Genomic DNA, 16,468 nt, shown 5'->3' on the forward strand with positions numbered 1-16,468 from the left:
AGAGCCGGACCGATGGCCGCACGCCCCCCTTTTCCTGATATCCACTCCCTCTGGCAGGAGACGGCTTCGAGCCGTCCCGCCTTCGACCGGCTCTCGGGCGATCGTCGGTTCGATGTCGCGATCATCGGCGGCGGCTATACGGGCCTTTCCGCGGCGCGCTATCTGGCCCGCCGCGGCCTGTCTCCGGTGTTGCTGGAGGCAAGCCGGATCGGTTGGGGTGCGAGCGGCCGCAATGGTGGCGTTGTGTCGGGCAAGTTCCGGCTTTCCTTTTCCGACATCGCCGCCCGCTACGGGCTGGAGACGGCGCGGCGCATGCATGATCTCGGTATCGAGGCCATCGATCATGTCGGCGAACTGGTAGACGATTATGCAATCGCCGCTGCCGATTATCGCCCAACCGGTTCGCTGCGCTGTGCCCACAATCAGTTGTCGCTCGATGGCCTGAAAAAAGAAGTCGAGTGGCTGCGTGGATCGCTTGGCGACCACGCCTGCACCATTCTCTCACCAGAGGAAATGGAGGCGGAGACGGGCTCACGCGATTTCGTCGGCGGCATGCTCAATACCCATGGCGGCGTCATTCACCCCTTGAATTTCGTTTTGGGCATGGCGGCCGGATTGAGTGCCGCAGGCATCGCGATCCACGAGAAGACGCCGGTGGCGGCATTCAGGCAAGATGGCGCCGGCATCGTTCTTGAAACGCCTGACGGTGTCGTTTCGGCCCGCCAGGTGGTGATCGCCACCAATTCCTATTCCGATCTGACGCCGGCCACGTCGGCGGTCCGCAAATCCATCATTCCCTTCCGCTCCGCGATGATTGCGACCGAGCCGCTGACCGGCAGACCGGGTGCTTCCCTCCTGTCGCAGGGACGTAGCTATACCGAGACGCGGCGCATGATGCGCTGGTTCCGCAAGGTCGGAGACCGTGTGATGTATGGCGGGCGCGGCGCCTTCGGCAAGGCGGATTCCGAAAGCGCGTTTGCGGCACTGCACAAGGCCATGGTACGGCAGTTTCCAGAACTCGCAACGGTATCTGTCACCCATCGCTGGTCCGGCCTCGTGGCCATGACGATGGACAGCATTCCACACCTGGGCCGGCTGGACGACCGGGTCGTCTATGCAGTCGGTTATAATGGAACCGGGGTAGCCATGGCCTCCAACATGGGCCGCTACGTTGCGGCCATGGTTGCCGGGCAAAGCCCCGATCTCGGGCTCTTGACCGCGGAGCCGCTCAAACCCGTGCCATTTTATCCCATCAGGGAGCCAGCCGTCCGGCTCGTCGCCGGCTGGTATCAGTTCCTCGATGCAATCGGGCGCTAAGACCCGACAGTCGCATGCCAACAGGGGCGACATCGCCTCGCCATAAAAGAGGAGAACGACAAATGAAATACAGATTTTCCATGCTCGTGCTTTCCGCATCCGCCGCCGTCTTTTCGGCTGGCCTGGCGTCGGCGGAACAGGTCACCTTCGTCTCGCAGGGCGGCGCCTATCAGGAGGCGCAGACCAAGGCGATCCTCGATCCCGTCGCCAAGCTGCTTGGCATCACTGTCAATCAGGACAGCGCGCCGGATGCCTGGCCGGTGATCAAGACGCAGTCCGCATCCGGCAAGATCGTCTGGGACGTCATCGACACGCCGGCGAAGGATTGCATACGCGGCGGGGAACAGGGAATGATCGAGAAACTCGATTTTTCCAAGATACCCAATGCGGAAAAGATGCCGGCCGAATACAAGAGCCCCTATTCGGTCGCCTATGAATTCTACTCGAGCGTGCTCGCCTACAACAAGGACAAGTTCGGCGGCAACCCGCCCAAGAGCTGGGCGGATTTCTGGGATGTGAAAAAATTTCCGGGCACGCGGGCGCTTCGTAACCATCCTCTGGCGACGCTCGAGGCCGCTTTGCTCGCCGACGGCGTGCCAGTGGACAAACTTTATCCGCTCGATGTCGACCGGGCTTTCAAGAAGCTCGAAGAGATCAAACCCTATGTCACGGTGTGGTGGACCTCCGGCGCCCAGTCGGCGCAGCTTCTGGCTGATGGTGAAGTCGACATGGAGATGGCGTGGAACGGCCGCGTTGCTGCGGTGGTGAAGGAGGGCGCGCCGATCGGTTATTCGTTCAATGAAGGATTCCTTCAGTATACGTCGCTCTGCATTCTCAAGGGAGCGCCGAATCTCGAAACGGCTGTCAAGTTCGTCAATGCGGCGCTGACCCCTGAAATCCAGGCGAATTTCCCGGCCTATATCGATTACGGTCCAGGCAATCCTGAAGCGTATAAGACCGGCAAGATCTCGCCGGAACGCGCTGCCGAAATGCCGAGTTCGCCGAACAATGCCGCACTTCAGGTTCTGGTGTCGGACGAGTGGTGGAGTTCACCGGCCGGCGAGGAGGCCCAAAAACGCTGGGCGCAGTTCATCCAGAAATAATCATCGGCCTGTGGAGGGTCACTGATGGCACAGTCGAAACGAAATCCGTCGGCGCGGCATGAGCAGCGTGAACAACGGCTCATGCTGATGCTGCTGGCGCCAGCGCTTGCTATCGTCGTCGTTCTGCTGGTCCTGCCGCTTCTGTGGCTGGGCTGGCAGTCGATCCGGCAGGATGGCGGCTTTACGCTTGATCACTATCAGCGGTTCCTGACGGATTCCGTCTACTGGATGACCTTCCTTCAGACCTTCCGCATTGCGGCGGTCGTCACACTGATGACCGTCCTCCTCGGCTATCCCGTCGCCTATGTGGCGGCGGGCCTGCCTCAGCGCTGGAGCGTGCTTGTTCTCGCCATGGTGCTGCTGCCTTTCTGGACATCCGTTCTGGTGCGCGCCTATGCCTGGCTCATCCTGCTGCAGCGCAACGGCATCATCAATTCGGCTCTGACGGGATCGGGCCTGATCGATGCGCCGCTCCGGCTGGTCAACAACGAATTCGGCACGGTCATGGCGACGATCCATATCCTGCTGCCCTTCATGGTGCTGCCGCTTTATGCGACGATGAAGAAAATACCCACGGAACTGACCATGGCCGGCGCCAGCCTCGGCGGCTCACCCATGCATGTATTCTGGCGGGTTTTCCTGCCGTTGTCGCTGCCGGGCATGATCGCCGGCATGGTGCTGGTCTTCGTGCTCACCCTTGGTTTTTATATCACGCCGGAACTGCTGGGCGGCGGGCGCACCTACATGGTCTCCATGCTCGTTTCGCGCAACATCGAGGTTTATAACGAATGGGGTGCGGCCTCGTCGATCAGCGTCGTCCTGCTTGTCTGCGTTTTTCTGGTTTTCCGGCTGGCGAGCCTTATCATTCCGTTCGAACGCATCATGGGAACGAGGTGACGCATGAGCCTGTCGAAAATCCTTCTCTACGGCTTTGTCGCCCTCGTTCTCGCCTGGCTGATGATCCCCATCCTGATCATCCTGCCAATGTCCTTTTCCGGCGCGCGCTTCCTCGCTTTCCCGCCGCCGTCCTGGTCGCTGCGCTGGTATGAGGCCTATCTCGGCAGCGCCGCCTGGATGCAGGCAACGCGTGTAAGCCTGATCGTCGCTGTCTCCAGCGCCGTCATCGCCACCATTTTCGGCACTGCGGCGGCCTATGCTCTCAACCTCACGCAATCGCGGCTGGTGCGCAGCCTGCAGGCGCTGCTGCTTCTGCCGCTGATCGTGCCGATCGTCATCACCGCCGTCGGCGTCTTTCTGGTTTACGCGCAGATCGGGCTTCTTGCCTCGCTGGCCGGGCTGATCCTCGCCAATGTCATGCTGGGCCTGCCCTATGTCGTCACCTCCGTCCTGGTCGGGCTGCGCAAGTTCGACCATACGCAGGAGATGGTGTCGCGAAGCCTCGGCATGAACCGCTGGCGGACCTTCTTCATCGTCACCCTGCCGCAAATCCGCCCGAGCGTCATTTCCGGTCTGCTCTTCGCCTTCATCTCCGCCATCGATGAGACCGTGGTTTCGCTTTTCATTTCCGGCGGTGAATACCAGACGCTCACCAAGCGCATGTTCACCGCGTTGAGGGACGAGATCGATCCGACCATCGCCTCGATCAGCTCCCTGCTGACGGCGATCTCGTTCATCCTGCTGATGCTGGCGGCGATCAACGCCCGCAACACCGAATATTCGCAGGGACGGGCAACATGATTGTCGATCACCTGATCCTCGGCGGCGGATCGGCGGGCTGCGTGCTGGCGGCACGCCTTTCCGCAGATCCTCGGCGGACAGTCGTTCTGGTCGAGGCCGGGCGCAATATTTCGGCGGACGATATCCCGGATGAGGTGCGCAGCCGTTATCCCGGCCGTGCCTATCTCGATACGCGCAATATCTGGTCGCAGCTCACGGCGTTGATGGGCCATGCCCGTTCCAACACGGCGCCCCGTCCACCGCGTCGCTACGAGCAGGCGCGGCTTCTGGGCGGAGGTTCGGCGATCAATGCGCTGATGGCCAATCGGGGTGCGCCGGCCGACTATGCCGAGTGGCAGGCACTGGGGGCGGCCGGATGGGGCTGGGACGATTGCCTGCCCTATTTTCTGAAGATCGAAGCCGACAGGGATTTCTTCGGCCCGCTTCACGGCACGACCGGGCCGTTGACGATCCGGCGCATATCCGACGATAGGATTTCACCCTTCGTCGACCGAGTCATGAAAACGCTCGACCGCCGCGGCCATCCGACACGGCCGGACCAGAACGGACCTTGGGAAGACGGCGTCTTTCGCGGCGCCATCGCCGTCAGCGATAGCGGGGAGCGCTTGCCGACCTCACTTGCCTATCTGACGCCGGACGTGCGCAAACGTCCTAATCTCAGGATCATCACCGAAAGTGTCGCGGACCGCATCCTGTTCGATGGTCGTCTGGCCACGGGTGCGATATTGGCGGGTGCTACGGCGGAGACGATCCATGCGGCGGAAGTGATCGTCTCGGCCGGCGCAATTCACACGCCCGCATTGCTGATGCGCTCCGGTATCGGCCCCGTCGGTGACATCGCCGCCGTGGGGGGCAATGTCGTGGCCGGCCGCAGCGGCGTCGGGCGCAATCTGATGGAGCATCCCTCGATCGCCGTCGCTGCCTATCTGCCGCGGCAGATGCGGGTGCGTGAGAGGGGAGAACACCACGAACAGGCGATCTGGCGTTTCTCGTCCGGCCTCGAAGGCGCGCCGCAGGGTGACATGCATGCCGCCATCCTGTCGCGATCCGGCTGGCACTCCATTGGTCTGCGTCTGGGCAGCCTGTTCTTCTGGGTCAACAAGTCCTATTCGCGCGGCTTTGTGAAGCTTGCTTCGCTTGATCCCCATGTCGAGCCCGAGGTCGACTTCAGAATGCTGAGCGACGAGCGTGATCTGGCGCGGCTGAAGCTTGCGCTGCGCGTGGGCGCTGAAGCCCTATCCGATCCTTTCATGGCGGGGCACAGCGGCACTGTTTTTCCATCGAGCTATTCGCCCCGGGTGGCGAAGGTCGCTGTACCCGGGACATGGAACGCGTTGCAGCGGGGTCTTTTATCGGGTCTTCTGGATGTGGCGGGTCCGCTGCGCCCCGCATTGGTGCATTCCGCGATAACACTCGGCACGACCATGCGGGGGCTGCTTGAGGACGACGAGGCGTTGACGGAATTCGTCCGCCGCCATGTGGGCGGTACATGGCATCCTTCTGGAACGTGCCGCATGGGATCGGCTGACGATCCCATGGCGGTGGCGTCGTCTACGGGCCGCGTGTACGGCGTGGAAGGATTGAGGGTTTGCGACGCATCGCTGATGCCGTCGATCCCTTGCGCCAATACCAACATTCCCACAATCATGATCGCGGAGCGGGTCGCCGACTTCATCCTGGCCGGCCGCTGAGATCATTGGAGACGGATATGGACAACTATCTCAAATTCTATATCGACGGCGCCTGGGTCGATCCTCTCGGCGGCCAGCGTCTATCCGTCGTCGACCCCGCCACCGAAGAGCCTTTCGCGGAGATAGCCATGGGATCGGCGGCGGAAGCCGAGCGCGCCATCGCCGCCGCGCGTCGCGCCTTTGCTACCTTTTCGCAGACGACGCGGGAAGAGCGCCTCGGTCTGCTTGAGCGCATTCTTGAGATATTGAAACGTCGGCAGGACGAGATCGGCGACGTGATCTCTCATGAGATGGGCGCTCCTCGAAAAATGTCGCGGGATGAGCAGGCGGGTATCGGAGTGGCGCATTTCGAGCAGACGATCCGCGCCATGCGTGATTTTTCGTTTGAATACATGCAGGGCACGACCCGCATCGTCCATGAACCGATCGGTGTCGTCGGCATGATCACGCCGTGGAACTGGCCGATCAACCAGATCGCCTGCAAGGTCGCCCCGGCACTCGCCACCGGCTGCACCATGGTGCTGAAACCCTCGGAAATCGCGCCGCTCAACGCCATACTTTTCGCAGAAATCCTGCACGAAGCCGGTGTTCCCAAGGGCGTGTTCAACCTCGTCAACGGCGACGGCCCGACCGTGGGCACGGTGCTGGCGAGCCATCCCGATATCGACATGGTTTCCTTCACCGGCTCGACACGCGCCGGCATTTCGGTCGCGCAGGCGGCGGCCCCGACGGTGAAGCGCGTGCATCAGGAACTGGGCGGCAAATCGCCCAATATAGTGCTCCGAAGCGCTGACCTCGACGCTGCCGTGCGCGCCGGCGTGAGCAGGTGCTTTGCCAATTCCGGCCAGTCCTGCAATGCGCCGACCCGTCTTCTCGTCCCTGCGGAGCAAATGGACCGGGTGATTGGCATCGCCCGTGGGGCGGCGGAATCGGTCCGTGTCGGTACACCCGGCGATGCCGAAACGGATATCGGGCCGGTTGCCAGCAAAACGCAATTCGACAAGATTCAGAGCCTCATCCGCAAGGGAATGGAGGAAGGGGCGGAGCTCGTTGCCGGCGGGCTCGACCGGCCAGCGCATCTGAACAGCGGCTATTATATACGGCCGACAGTCTTTGCGCGCGTTACGAACGACATGACGATCGCGCGTGAAGAGATTTTCGGGCCTGTGCTTGCCATTCTCGGTTATGGCGGCGAGGACGAGGCGGCGGATATCGCTAACGACACGCCCTATGGGCTGGCATCTTATATTCAAGGCGCGCCCGAGGAGGCACGTGCCTTCGCACGACGGCTCAGAACAGGCATAGTGCGCCTCAACAACTCCGCCTGGGATGGCGCTGCCCCCTTCGGCGGCTACAAGCAGTCGGGCAACGGCCGGGAATACGGCAGGTTCGGTCTGCACGAGTTCACCGAAATAAAGGGCATCGTCGGCTTCGGAGACTGACCGTTACGACCCATATCGGATCGTGACGCGTTGATCTGGACTCGCCTCGAAATCGGCAAGCTTCCGATATTCATCCCCATCGCGCCGTGCCGATGGCGATAACAGGGCCGGTTGCCTGACCAGTCGGCGAGCCGCCGAAAGGTTCGACGCTGATCGCGAAGGTGGTGCCTTCGGTGATGCTGTTGCGCATGTCTGCGGGGATTATAAGATCGCCATTCGTGCCGGGCTGGAAGACGCCGAGCGAGCGGGTCTTGCCGCCATCCATCACCAGCCACAGTTCCAGCGATTTTTCGTCGGTCTTGCCGGTTGCAACGGGCACAATGCGCATCCGTCCGGATTCCGCATCGTAGGAGGCGAGGAGATTAACCTGGCTGTCGGTCGTTGCAAGTTCGGCCACCAGCGGGGTGGCGCCCTGCCACTTTTCGGGGAAGGCGGCGTAAACGATGGCGGCCACGGCGGTTGCGCTGGTGGCAACCGAGATCCAGCGCCAGAAGGACGCGGAATTCCAGAGGCCGCCATTGGTATTGACTGTCCTGCTGCCGAACAGGCGTTCTTCGATACGCGCAAGAACAGTGGCACTCGGTGCCTGCTCCTGGTAATCGGCATTGAAGTCGGAAAACTCCGCCTCCCAACGCTGCACCAGCTGTGCGAAGGCCGCGTCGTCCTGCATGCGTCGTTCCAGTTCACGACGCTTTTCGAGTGGCAGGACGCCCAGAACATATTCACCGGCGAGAATGTCGTCGCGCGAATGCTTGCCGCCGCTCTGTTCGCCCGTCGTCATCGCTGCATGCACTCTCTGAGTTTGAGAAGACTGCGTCGTAGCCAGGTTCTGACCGTGTTGAGCGGCACGCGCAATTCTTCGGCGAGTTCGAGATAGCTCAGGCCCTCGACATAGGCCCGGCGCACCGCCTGTGCGTGTACGGTCTCAAGCTCGCGCATGCAGTCTTCGATCCTGCGGCCTTCATCGGCGAGAACGATCTGCTGCTCAGGATCGCGGACGCTCTCGTCGGCAAGATCGTAGACTTCCTCAATGTCGTCGGTTATGGGCTTGCGCGCGCGGATCGTGTCTATTGCATGGTTGCGGGCAATGGCGGCAAGCCATGTGGCGGGTTTGCCAGCACCGGCGGCAAATGTTCGCGCCCGCTGCCATACCTTGATATAGATTTCCTGCAGCGCCTCCTCGGCTTCCGTTCTGTCACGCAGGATTTTCAGGCAGATCGCGAAAAGCTTCGGACTGGTTGCCTGATAAAGCGAGACGAATGCTGAACGATCACCCATGCCGACGCGGTTGATAAGGCCTGCGATCTCTGTGCCCTGCATTCGAACCTTCCTTGCTGCGCCTCCTTTATAGGGTCGTCTTTCGCAGGAAGACAAGAGATGCATGCTCATGCTGCGAACCCGGCAACGACTGGGCCGCAGGGTTATCGCACTTAAGCGGCCGGTAAGAAGGGATGTCGTCATCATAGGCCCGTCGGATTTTCCAGCGGGCCGATCAGCCGCACCGTGATGAGATAGCCGATTGTAGCCGCTGCCGCGGAGACGAAGGTTCCCCATAGAAGATCGGCGACGGTCAGGGTCGTGGACCAGCTTTTCAACGTCGCCTGATTGGTCAGGTCGTAAGTGGCATAGGCCATGAAGCCGACCACTGCGCCATAAAGCAGCGCGGTCGTCCATTCCCCCGTCTGAAAGGCCGGGCGAACCGCAAGAAAGGTTAGGCCGGCGGCATAGATGAGGTAAAAGACGACCGCCGGAGCAAGCCGGAAGTTTTCTGCCAGAAGATCGCCGATGGCCGGGCGGTAAAGACGTGACGCCATCGTGCTCAACCAGATGAAATCAATCACCAGAAAGGCGACGAGGGTAAAAAGGTAGGCTGCGAAATAGGTTTTCATTGATGGTTTCCTTTGCAGGGCATCGATAAGGAAGCGACGATGTGGGTCGAAGCAACGTGGAGATGTGGCTAGTCGATCCTTGTCCAGTTTATGCCCTTGCACAGCAGACCGGCGATGATACAGCCTTTCGTGGTCATGCCGTTGCCGTTTATTGTCACTGTTATCCTGTAGGATTTATCCCGCTGGGGGTCGAAAGCGGTGCCGGAATAGCTGCCTGCCTCTGTCTGCTTTATGTCCATGATCAGCCGGTCCCCGGCCTTTTCCTTCGGGGTGCCCTGCTTGATCCAGGTGTTTGTGGCACAGATATTTTCACCGCAGGGCGCGATCAGTACTTTCGCCTTGCCGTCTCCGCGCGCCCAGTTGCCGTCGATATCGGCCGCCGCGGCGTTGGACGCGACCAGCAGTGGCCATAGGACGGAAGCAACCGTCAATCCGTTGATCATCATTGTCTCTCTCCGCAGTTTGGTCCCGCCTTATCTGTGTTCGATCGTGTAGAAGCCGACGTTTATGCTCCCCTCGGCAAAGCCTGCCTCGCAATAGCAAAGATAATAATCCCAAAGCCGCCGAAAGCGGTCATCGAAGCCGAGCAGGGAAATCGTCTGCCACCGCGCATGAAAACGCTGGCGCCATTCGGCGAGCGTGAGCGCGTAGGACTGGCCGAAAAGTTCCTTATCGGTGAGCTTCAGGCCGGTTTTGCCGACCGCTTTTTCGAGCGCGGCATTTGAGGGCAGAAAGCCGCCGGGAAAGACGTATTTCTGGATGAAATCCGCCTTACGCCGATATGTATCGAAGCGGCTTTCTTCAATCGAAATGATTTGCAGCACCGCGCTGCCGCCCGGTTTCAGGCATCTTTTCAGCGTTTCGAAATAGCTCGGCCAATAGGCCTCGCCGACTGCTTCGAACATTTCGACGGAGACAATCCTGTCGAATTGGCCGTTCAGGTCGCGGTAATCCTGCAGCCTAAGATCGATGCGGTCTGTACTGTCCGCTTTTTCCGCTGCATTTTTTGCCCATTTTAACTGGGAGGGGGAGAGAGTGATGCCGGTGACGTTGGCTTCGGCCTGGGTGACAAGGTGAATGGCGAGTGCGCCCCAGCCGCAGCCGATCTCCAATATGTTTTCGCCGCCGCTCAATTGCAGTTTATCGACGATACGTTTCAGTTTTTTCAGTTGGGCGGCTTCGAGCGTAGACGCCGTGTCATCGAAAATCGCCGACGAATACAGCATAGAGGGATCAAGCCACTGCCGGTAAAACTCGTTGCCGAGATCATAATGCGCTTCGATATTGCGGCGGCTGCCGCGTCTGGTATTGGCATTCAACCCGTGCGCAGTGCGGTTGAGAAGGCGCATCGGCAGGCTGCCGCGCATTGACCTTGCGAACGCCTCGCGATTTTGGGCCGCAAAGCGGATCAGCGCCGTCAGATCTGGTGTGGTCCAGTCGCCTTCGATGAAACCCTCTGCAAAGCCGATGTCTCCGTTCAGCAGCATCCGCCGGATCGCCCGCCAGCTATGCAGGACAAGAATTGCCTCGCTGCCATTCGTTGCGCCGGATTTTTCAATGAAGCCGCCGCCGGGAAGAATGATATGTAATCTTCCCCTGTCGATATTGCTCAACAGCCGGTTGATGAGCCACATGCCTGGGCCGAAGCGGTCGTTCAGGCGCGTATTCTTCGCCGATAATTCCGTGAGATTGTCAAACGGAGTCATGAATTTTGGCCTCGATTTGCGACGATGAAGGATGACGGAAGGAGACTGGACCGGCAGGCGGCAGCGGCCGTTTTCTGAGCTGCACGCCTTTCAGCCAAATTTTCAGGGCCTCCCAATAAATGCCCAAAATGACCTTGAGCGTCAGGAAAGGAATGGCGAAGAAAGCTTTCAGAAGCGCGCCGTCCGTCAATTCGACACGCCGGGCCAGATGCCGCGCCGTCAGGATCAGGCCGTCATTGTCGAAAGTATCGATGACGATTTTCAGCCTGTCGCCGGGCGGGGCGACGCGGAAAACATAGTGGAGATCCATGTCCATGAATGGAGAGACATAAAAGGCCTTGTCGCATCGCTGGACGATCTCGGTCGATTTGCCGGCTTCCACGGGGATCAGGTATGAGTGTCTCTCGCCAAACGTGTTGTCCACCTCCCAGAGGATAGCTTTGAGCGACAAGTCGCGCCCGTAGCAGAAGAAGACACTGAGTGGGTTGAAGGCCCAGCCGAGTACGCGCGGCATGGTGAGCAGACGTATCGGCCCTCCGTCCACTGCCATGCCTGCCGCCGTCATGGCTGCCTCGATCTGCTGGCGCAGTTCGATGGCGCTGCGGTTGCCGCGGTCCCTGCTGTGAAATGAGAACAGGTTGAACCGGTCTACGGAGAAAAATCGCAATTTCCGGTCGAGCACGTTCAACTCATCAAGGTCGACGAGCAGCGAATAAATCCGGTAGGCGAGCTTATGGGTTTTCGGCTTGAAACGCGCATGCGTTACATGGCCGGGAAAAAGCGCCGAGGTGAGGGGAGGCGTCATGCCATCGCCTCCATAATTTCCGTGTCTGTCGCAATCGTCGCCAAATCCAGGCGAATGATCCGGTTGTTGTCGTCAGCAACCTTCCATGGACGGGATACGCCGCCAAGATCTTCGGCGACGGCAAGGCCGGCCTGAAGACCATCTTCATGAAAACCGGATCCGAAATAAGCGCCGCAGAACCAGGTGTTTCGCAGACCCTGCAAGGCCCATAGCTCCTGACGCATCTGTTCGGTGCCAGCGTCAAAAACCGGATGGTGATAGGTTTCCTCGGCGATGATTTTTCCTTGATCCGGTTCCCGCGCCGGATTCAGCGTTACGAAAATGTCCGGGATTTCGCCCAGCGGCTGAAGCCTGTTCATCCAGTAGGTGATGCTCGGCTGGCCCGCTTCAATGCGCGTGTCGGCCACATAGTTCCAGCTTGACCAGGCAGCGCGGCGGCGCGGCATGAAACGGCTGTCGGTGTGAAGCACGGCACGGTTTTGGGTGTAGGCAAAAGCGCCAAGAATGCGCCGTTCGGCGCGTGTTGCATCCGCGAGCATGTCGAGCGCCTGATCCGCATGGGTTGCTATTACCACGTCATCGAAGCGCACGGCTTTGCCGTCCGCAGTGGTGATTTCGACGCCGTCCGGCAGGCGGTGGATGCGCTTCACCGGCGTCGAGAGGCGAATTCGATCCGCAAACGGCGCCGTGATGCGTTTCACATATTCGCGCGAGCCGCCGATGACTGTGCGCCAGACCGGCCGATTGCGCAGCAACAGCAGGCCATGATTGCGGCAGAATTTGATGAAATGCGCCGCCGGATAACGGCCGACCTCCATGGCCGGCGTGGACCAGATGGCCGCAGCCATGGGGTAAAGATGATCGTCGCGGAACGCTGAACCATACCGGTTGCGGGAGAGATATTCGTCGAGAGACAGATCGCCCATCAAATGCAGGTCGCGTGGGGCGTTGCGGTAAAAGCGCAAAAGGTCCGCAAGCATCGCCCAGAAACGTGGCCTCAGGATGTTGGACTTCTGGGCCAGCAGGCCAGGGCCCGTTCCGCCGGAATATTCGAAACAGCCATCATTCAGAGAAACGGCGAAAGACATGTTCGAAGCCGCGGTCGCCACGCCCAGTTTCTGGAAAAGCGCGGTGAGATTGGGATAGGTCCGCTCGTTATAGACAATGAAGCCGGTATCGACATGGACTTGTCCCTGGTCCGTGCTGAACGTCACCGTATTGGCGTGGCCGCCGATGCGGTCAGCCGCTTCGAAAACCGTGACATCGTGCCGTTGCGACAAAAGCCAGGCCGCCGACAAACCGGAAATTCCCGTTCCGACCACGGCGATCCGGCGCCGGCTTTGTTCTTTTTTCGCGTCGGTATCGACCATTTTTCCTCGCTATCGAATTGCCAATCCAGTCTTGGGGACTGCGACATGTACGAGGAGGCCGCCCGATCAGTTTCACCGGCGCATCGATTTTTTGAAATTTTGTCCGGCGCCTGAAACTATTTTGCCGGTCCGCTCGTATTTGCCATCACGAAACCCGACCTTAAACCATTCAAAATGGCGAGCGAATTAGTGATGTTTTCTGTAGTCCTGACGCTTGCCATTCTCATGTCGCTTCTGATGGCGGGCGCTTGGGCGTTGCAGAGAGCAACCGGTTCAAGCGGCTGGATCGACACGGTCTGGGCTGCGAGTGTCGGGCTTGGCGGAATTTTCGCTGTTGTTTTCGCCGGCGGAGACGGCTGGCGGCGCGGTGCTACACTTTTCCTGGTCGTTGTCTGGTCCCTTCGGCTTGCCGGCCATATTGGCATGCGCACGCAAGGAGGCGGGGAAGATCCCCGCTATGCAAAGCTTATGGAGCAATGGGGGAGCGCTGCCGCCCTGCGGCTGTTCATCTTCCTGCAGATACAGGCAATCGCCGCTTTCGTGCTCGTTCTTGCGGTCTATCTTGCGGCAAGCAACACCCATGTGTTTCCGCGTATGGTTGACGTTATCGCCATGGTGGTTGCCCTTGGCGCGCTGGCAGGTGAAGCGCTCTCCGACGCCCAGCTCTCGAAATTCAGAAAGACCGCAGCGGCAAAAAACAGTGTCTGCGAAATCGGACTGTGGCGTTATTCCCGCCATCCCAACTATTTTTTCGAATGGCTTTTCTGGTGCGGTTTTCCGCTGCTGGCCATTCAGGGGCAGGCCTTGTCATGGGTATCGCTCGCCGCACCGGCGATGATGTACTGGCTGCTTGTCCACGTTTCCGGCATTCCGCCGCTTGAAGACCATATGCTCCAATCGCGCGGGGAAAAATTCCGCGCCCTTCAACAACGCGTCAACGCCTTTTTTCCGGGGCCGCGCAAGAACGAGGACAGGCCATGAACATGCTCGCACTCGCCATCAACGCCGCCGAGCGCGCGCCGCTCAGCGACAGCGTGACGCTCGCCGGAATAGATATGCTCTGCGCACGGACGAAGCGGCGGCTTGCCGCCATTACAGCGGATGCGGAAGAGGCTTTCGCGGCGGATATGGTGAAGTTTCCCGTTGCCAGCCATACCGACGATGCAAACAAACAGCATTATGAAGTGCCAGCGGCATTTTTTGCGCTCGTTCTGGGAGAGCAGCGCAAATATTCCTGCTGTTATTATGACGATGCCACGACCACGCTGGATGAAGCTGAAAATGTTGCTTTGGCCCAGACCTCGGCCCATGCCGGCCTTGAGGACGGCATGGATATTCTGGAACTCGGCTGCGGATGGGGTTCATTATCCCTCTATATGGCTGGCCGTTTCCCAAATGCGCGCATCACGTCAGTCTCGAACTCCGTGTCGCAGCGCGAATATATAATCGGTCGTGCCGGAGAATGGGGGTTTTCAAACCTTTCTGTAGTGACAGCCGATATGAACGATTTCACGACGGGCGATCGTTTCGACCGTGTTGTATCGGTGGAAATGTTCGAGCATATGTCGAATTGGCGTGTGTTGTTCGAGCGTGTTCACTCATGGCTGAAGCCGGACGGCAGGTTTTTCATGCATGTGTTTAACCATCGCGACCGATCCTATCGTTTCGACCACAACAATCCTGCCGACTGGATCGCCCGGCACTTCTTCACCGGCGGCATCATGCCGGCCTTCGACCTTCCCCATCGCTTCAATCAGCTTTTCACCGTCGAGCGGGAGTGGCGCTGGTCAGGGTCGCACTATCGTCGGACAGCGCTCGATTGGCTCGAAAATTTCGACAAAAAAATTGACCGTATCCGACCCATTCTGCAGCAAACCTATGGTGCCGATGCCCGGCTGTGGGAAAGGCGATGGCGATTGTTCTTCCTGGCGACCGCGGGGCTTTTCGGGCATGAGGGCGGTAACGTGTGGGGTGTGGGGCACTACTTTTTTAAGAGGTTTTAGTGTTGGCGCCGCACAATCGGCGTCGGCACGCTCTAAAAACCGCGCTCGAAACGTTTGCCAAAACGAATGTTTACATCCCGCAATAATGAATAGGCTGGCCGCATCTTTTGAGCATGTCGAACGTTCTTGCAGAGAGAGCGGCTGGATAAAGTCATGAGTTCAGTTACGCCGAAACTGGATAGTTGCGGTGCCTAGCCCATCCATATCCCCGACGCCATTCAGGAGCATGGGGCTCTTCTTGTCCTGTCTGCTAGGGAACTTTTCGTGGTGCAGTTTCTTTCCATTCGGTTCCTTCCCGGAAAGCTAATATTATTCGGACGCCGACCTGGTCGTGCTAAACGCCGCCGCGACGCGCGCCATGGCGCTCAAGATGGAAGTTGTCACGACCCTACCGGAGGAACTTTTCCTGCTCCAAACCGTGGCTGCGTGAGACGGTGCGCGGTTGGATGTCTAATGCTGGACTGTGGTTGTCGCGCAAGCAGCGGCGGACGTTTCGTCAGCCGCAGCTGCGACGTGAAGCCTATGGCGATATGCTGGCCTATATTCTGGCCTGTATTAAGGAGCGTCAGGACCAGCAGGCCAAGCCGACGATAAGAGTAACAGCGACAAGAATGGCTACGTCAAGCATGCCCGTAGGCCGGGCCGGCGGAAGGACATCATGAGCGATCCAACGGTGATTGCAGAACGAAAGAAGGCGCTGTTGCCACTCGATATTGCCGAATAGCGCATCGATAAATTGTCTCAAAGCTGAAGCCGAAGGGGTGTATCTACCACCCGCCCCGATCTGACAAGTCTCCGTGGATTCAGGCCCCCGCAACCAAAATTTACGAAGAAATTCAATACGAAAGCCCTCCCATCGCGGGGGGCTTTCGTGCGTTTTAAGCCTAGCACAAGTCCGGCCCCTGATTTGACGGGTCCTTGTCGGCGTGATTCCCTGTTCCAATATCGAAGATGGGGAAGAAACGGCGGCCCTTTATGGCGAGCCGCGAAATCCTCGGAGGAAAGGTCAATGTCCGGTGCGGGGGCTTTATATGGCCGGATGTTGCCTGCAAATGTCTTGTACCCTCAATCTGCGCGCCATTTGGCGAGGCCGAGCAGGTCGAGCGTGGTTACTCCTGCCGAAAGCTTCTCCATCATCGCGGCTTCCATGTCGGCGCGGGCTTGTCCCTTCGCCAGCACGGCGTGCCGGCGAACGTGATCGGCCTGCCGACCGATGGCGCGCTGGCCTTGACCGTGCCGCGCATCAAGACACCGCGCGTAAAGATCGGGAACTGCCGCGCCCGAAGCGCCGCAATGTCACGTGCCCCGTCGTCGATAACAAGGCCGACCACGCCAGCTGCCTCGGCGTTCGCTTGACGAAAAAGCCAGCGGCTTCTTCGATCATCGTGATCCGGCAATGGTGCAGTGGCCTTACACGCGCAAGTTCTGATTTAAGACTGCCGAA

Annotated in this window: 16 protein-coding genes and 1 pseudogene; 9 read left to right on the forward strand and 8 right to left on the reverse strand. The window is 59.5% G+C overall.

What is annotated here, in order from left to right:
* The first annotated feature begins 12 nt into the window (after nucleotides 1-12).
* The 6 genes from AC5YUO_RS21955 to AC5YUO_RS21980 all read left to right on the forward strand — a co-directional run bounded on the left by AC5YUO_RS21955 (nucleotide 13) and on the right by AC5YUO_RS21980 (nucleotide 7,251).
* Nucleotides 13-1,317 carry an NAD(P)/FAD-dependent oxidoreductase gene (locus tag AC5YUO_RS21955; RefSeq protein WP_496155193.1) on the forward strand — a complete coding sequence of 435 codons (1,305 nt, stop codon included), beginning with the start codon at nucleotides 13-15 and terminating at the stop codon, nucleotides 1,315-1,317.
* A 62-nt stretch (nucleotides 1,318-1,379) separates the two neighbouring features.
* Nucleotides 1,380-2,420, forward strand: coding sequence for an ABC transporter substrate-binding protein (locus AC5YUO_RS21960; protein WP_196378817.1), 1,041 nt, complete (start codon nucleotides 1,380-1,382; stop codon nucleotides 2,418-2,420).
* Between the two features lie 24 nt (nucleotides 2,421-2,444).
* On the forward strand, nucleotides 2,445-3,317 hold the full coding sequence (locus tag AC5YUO_RS21965; protein ID WP_496155194.1) for an ABC transporter permease: 873 nt from the start codon (nucleotides 2,445-2,447) through the stop codon (nucleotides 3,315-3,317).
* Nucleotides 3,318-3,320: 3 nt separating this feature from the next.
* Entirely contained in the window at nucleotides 3,321-4,118 is a 798-nt protein-coding gene (locus AC5YUO_RS21970) for an ABC transporter permease (protein ID WP_496155195.1), read from the forward strand.
* The gene (locus AC5YUO_RS21975) at nucleotides 4,115-5,809 is read left to right on the forward strand and encodes a GMC family oxidoreductase (protein WP_496155196.1); all 1,695 of its coding nucleotides are present in this window, start codon (nucleotides 4,115-4,117) and stop codon (nucleotides 5,807-5,809) included. The genes AC5YUO_RS21970 and AC5YUO_RS21975 overlap by 4 nt, the downstream gene beginning before the upstream one ends.
* Before the next feature lie 17 nt (nucleotides 5,810-5,826).
* Nucleotides 5,827-7,251: an aldehyde dehydrogenase family protein gene (locus tag AC5YUO_RS21980; protein ID WP_496155197.1), complete on the forward strand. Its 1,425-nt coding sequence runs from the start codon at nucleotides 5,827-5,829 to the stop codon at nucleotides 7,249-7,251.
* 70 nt (nucleotides 7,252-7,321) lie between these two features.
* Here AC5YUO_RS21980 and AC5YUO_RS21985 read toward each other — a convergent pair whose 3' ends face one another.
* The 7 genes from AC5YUO_RS21985 to AC5YUO_RS22015 form a co-directional block, all read right to left on the reverse strand.
* Nucleotides 7,322-8,032, reverse strand: a complete 711-nt coding sequence (locus AC5YUO_RS21985; RefSeq protein WP_496155198.1) for an anti-sigma factor — start codon at nucleotides 8,030-8,032, stop codon at nucleotides 7,322-7,324.
* Nucleotides 8,029-8,571, reverse strand: a complete 543-nt coding sequence (locus AC5YUO_RS21990) for a sigma-70 family RNA polymerase sigma factor (protein ID WP_496155199.1) — start codon at nucleotides 8,569-8,571, stop codon at nucleotides 8,029-8,031. Before AC5YUO_RS21990 ends, AC5YUO_RS21985 begins: the two co-directional genes overlap by 4 nt.
* 140 nt (nucleotides 8,572-8,711) lie before the next feature.
* Nucleotides 8,712-9,140 (reverse strand): DUF2177 family protein, encoded by a 429-nt coding sequence (locus AC5YUO_RS21995; RefSeq protein ID WP_004433128.1) that lies wholly within the window; start codon nucleotides 9,138-9,140, stop codon nucleotides 8,712-8,714.
* Nucleotides 9,141-9,208: 68 nt separating this feature from the next.
* Nucleotides 9,209-9,586, reverse strand: a complete 378-nt coding sequence (locus tag AC5YUO_RS22000; RefSeq protein ID WP_496155200.1) for a DUF2147 domain-containing protein — start codon at nucleotides 9,584-9,586, stop codon at nucleotides 9,209-9,211.
* A 27-nt stretch (nucleotides 9,587-9,613) separates the two neighbouring features.
* Nucleotides 9,614-10,846 carry a class I SAM-dependent methyltransferase gene (locus AC5YUO_RS22005; protein ID WP_496155201.1) on the reverse strand — a complete coding sequence of 411 codons (1,233 nt, stop codon included), beginning with the start codon at nucleotides 10,844-10,846 and terminating at the stop codon, nucleotides 9,614-9,616.
* Nucleotides 10,833-11,651 carry a DUF1365 domain-containing protein gene (locus tag AC5YUO_RS22010; protein WP_496155202.1) on the reverse strand — a complete coding sequence of 273 codons (819 nt, stop codon included), beginning with the start codon at nucleotides 11,649-11,651 and terminating at the stop codon, nucleotides 10,833-10,835. Before AC5YUO_RS22010 ends, AC5YUO_RS22005 begins: the two co-directional genes overlap by 14 nt.
* Nucleotides 11,648-13,021 carry an NAD(P)/FAD-dependent oxidoreductase gene (locus tag AC5YUO_RS22015; protein WP_496155203.1) on the reverse strand — a complete coding sequence of 458 codons (1,374 nt, stop codon included), beginning with the start codon at nucleotides 13,019-13,021 and terminating at the stop codon, nucleotides 11,648-11,650. The genes AC5YUO_RS22010 and AC5YUO_RS22015 overlap by 4 nt, the downstream gene beginning before the upstream one ends.
* Before the next feature lie 192 nt (nucleotides 13,022-13,213).
* Between AC5YUO_RS22015 and AC5YUO_RS22020 the strand changes: the two genes are divergently transcribed.
* From AC5YUO_RS22020 to AC5YUO_RS22030, 3 genes and pseudogenes are all read left to right on the forward strand, one after another.
* Nucleotides 13,214-14,002, forward strand: coding sequence for a DUF1295 domain-containing protein (locus tag AC5YUO_RS22020; RefSeq protein ID WP_496155204.1), 789 nt, complete (start codon nucleotides 13,214-13,216; stop codon nucleotides 14,000-14,002).
* Entirely contained in the window at nucleotides 13,999-15,024 is a 1,026-nt protein-coding gene (locus AC5YUO_RS22025; protein WP_496155205.1) for an SAM-dependent methyltransferase, read from the forward strand. Before AC5YUO_RS22020 ends, AC5YUO_RS22025 begins: the two co-directional genes overlap by 4 nt.
* 524 nt (nucleotides 15,025-15,548) lie before the next feature.
* Nucleotides 15,549-15,748: pseudogene (locus tag AC5YUO_RS22030) on the forward strand (ISNCY family transposase); the annotation flags it as partial.
* 409 nt (nucleotides 15,749-16,157) lie between these two features.
* Here AC5YUO_RS22030 and AC5YUO_RS22035 read toward each other — a convergent pair.
* The gene (locus tag AC5YUO_RS22035) at nucleotides 16,158-16,355 is read right to left on the reverse strand and encodes an RraA family protein (protein ID WP_496156542.1); all 198 of its coding nucleotides are present in this window, start codon (nucleotides 16,353-16,355) and stop codon (nucleotides 16,158-16,160) included.
* Nucleotides 16,356-16,468 lie beyond the last annotated feature (113 nt).

Source organism: Agrobacterium sp. LEGMi-208b (assembly GCF_059511785.1).

Bases quoted from the DNA above. Each gene is read 5' to 3' on its own strand.
- AC5YUO_RS21955 (WP_496155193.1), top strand. From the start codon at position 13: ATGGCCGCACGCCCCCCTTTTCCTGATATCCACTCCCTCTGGCAGGAG.
- AC5YUO_RS21960 (WP_196378817.1), top strand. From the start codon at position 1,380: ATGAAATACAGATTTTCCATGCTCGTGCTTTCCGCATCCGCCGCCGTC.
- AC5YUO_RS21965 (WP_496155194.1), top strand. From the start codon at position 2,445: ATGGCACAGTCGAAACGAAATCCGTCGGCGCGGCATGAGCAGCGTGAA.
- AC5YUO_RS21970 (WP_496155195.1), top strand. From the start codon at position 3,321: ATGAGCCTGTCGAAAATCCTTCTCTACGGCTTTGTCGCCCTCGTTCTC.
- AC5YUO_RS21975 (WP_496155196.1), top strand. From the start codon at position 4,115: ATGATTGTCGATCACCTGATCCTCGGCGGCGGATCGGCGGGCTGCGTG.
- AC5YUO_RS21980 (WP_496155197.1), top strand. From the start codon at position 5,827: ATGGACAACTATCTCAAATTCTATATCGACGGCGCCTGGGTCGATCCT.
- AC5YUO_RS21985 (WP_496155198.1), bottom strand. From the start codon at position 8,032: ATGACGACGGGCGAACAGAGCGGCGGCAAGCATTCGCGCGACGACATT.
- AC5YUO_RS21990 (WP_496155199.1), bottom strand. From the start codon at position 8,571: ATGCAGGGCACAGAGATCGCAGGCCTTATCAACCGCGTCGGCATGGGT.
- AC5YUO_RS21995 (WP_004433128.1), bottom strand. From the start codon at position 9,140: ATGAAAACCTATTTCGCAGCCTACCTTTTTACCCTCGTCGCCTTTCTG.
- AC5YUO_RS22000 (WP_496155200.1), bottom strand. From the start codon at position 9,586: ATGATGATCAACGGATTGACGGTTGCTTCCGTCCTATGGCCACTGCTG.
- AC5YUO_RS22005 (WP_496155201.1), bottom strand. From the start codon at position 10,846: ATGACTCCGTTTGACAATCTCACGGAATTATCGGCGAAGAATACGCGC.
- AC5YUO_RS22010 (WP_496155202.1), bottom strand. From the start codon at position 11,651: ATGACGCCTCCCCTCACCTCGGCGCTTTTTCCCGGCCATGTAACGCAT.
- AC5YUO_RS22015 (WP_496155203.1), bottom strand. From the start codon at position 13,021: ATGGTCGATACCGACGCGAAAAAAGAACAAAGCCGGCGCCGGATCGCC.
- AC5YUO_RS22020 (WP_496155204.1), top strand. From the start codon at position 13,214: ATGTTTTCTGTAGTCCTGACGCTTGCCATTCTCATGTCGCTTCTGATG.
- AC5YUO_RS22025 (WP_496155205.1), top strand. From the start codon at position 13,999: ATGAACATGCTCGCACTCGCCATCAACGCCGCCGAGCGCGCGCCGCTC.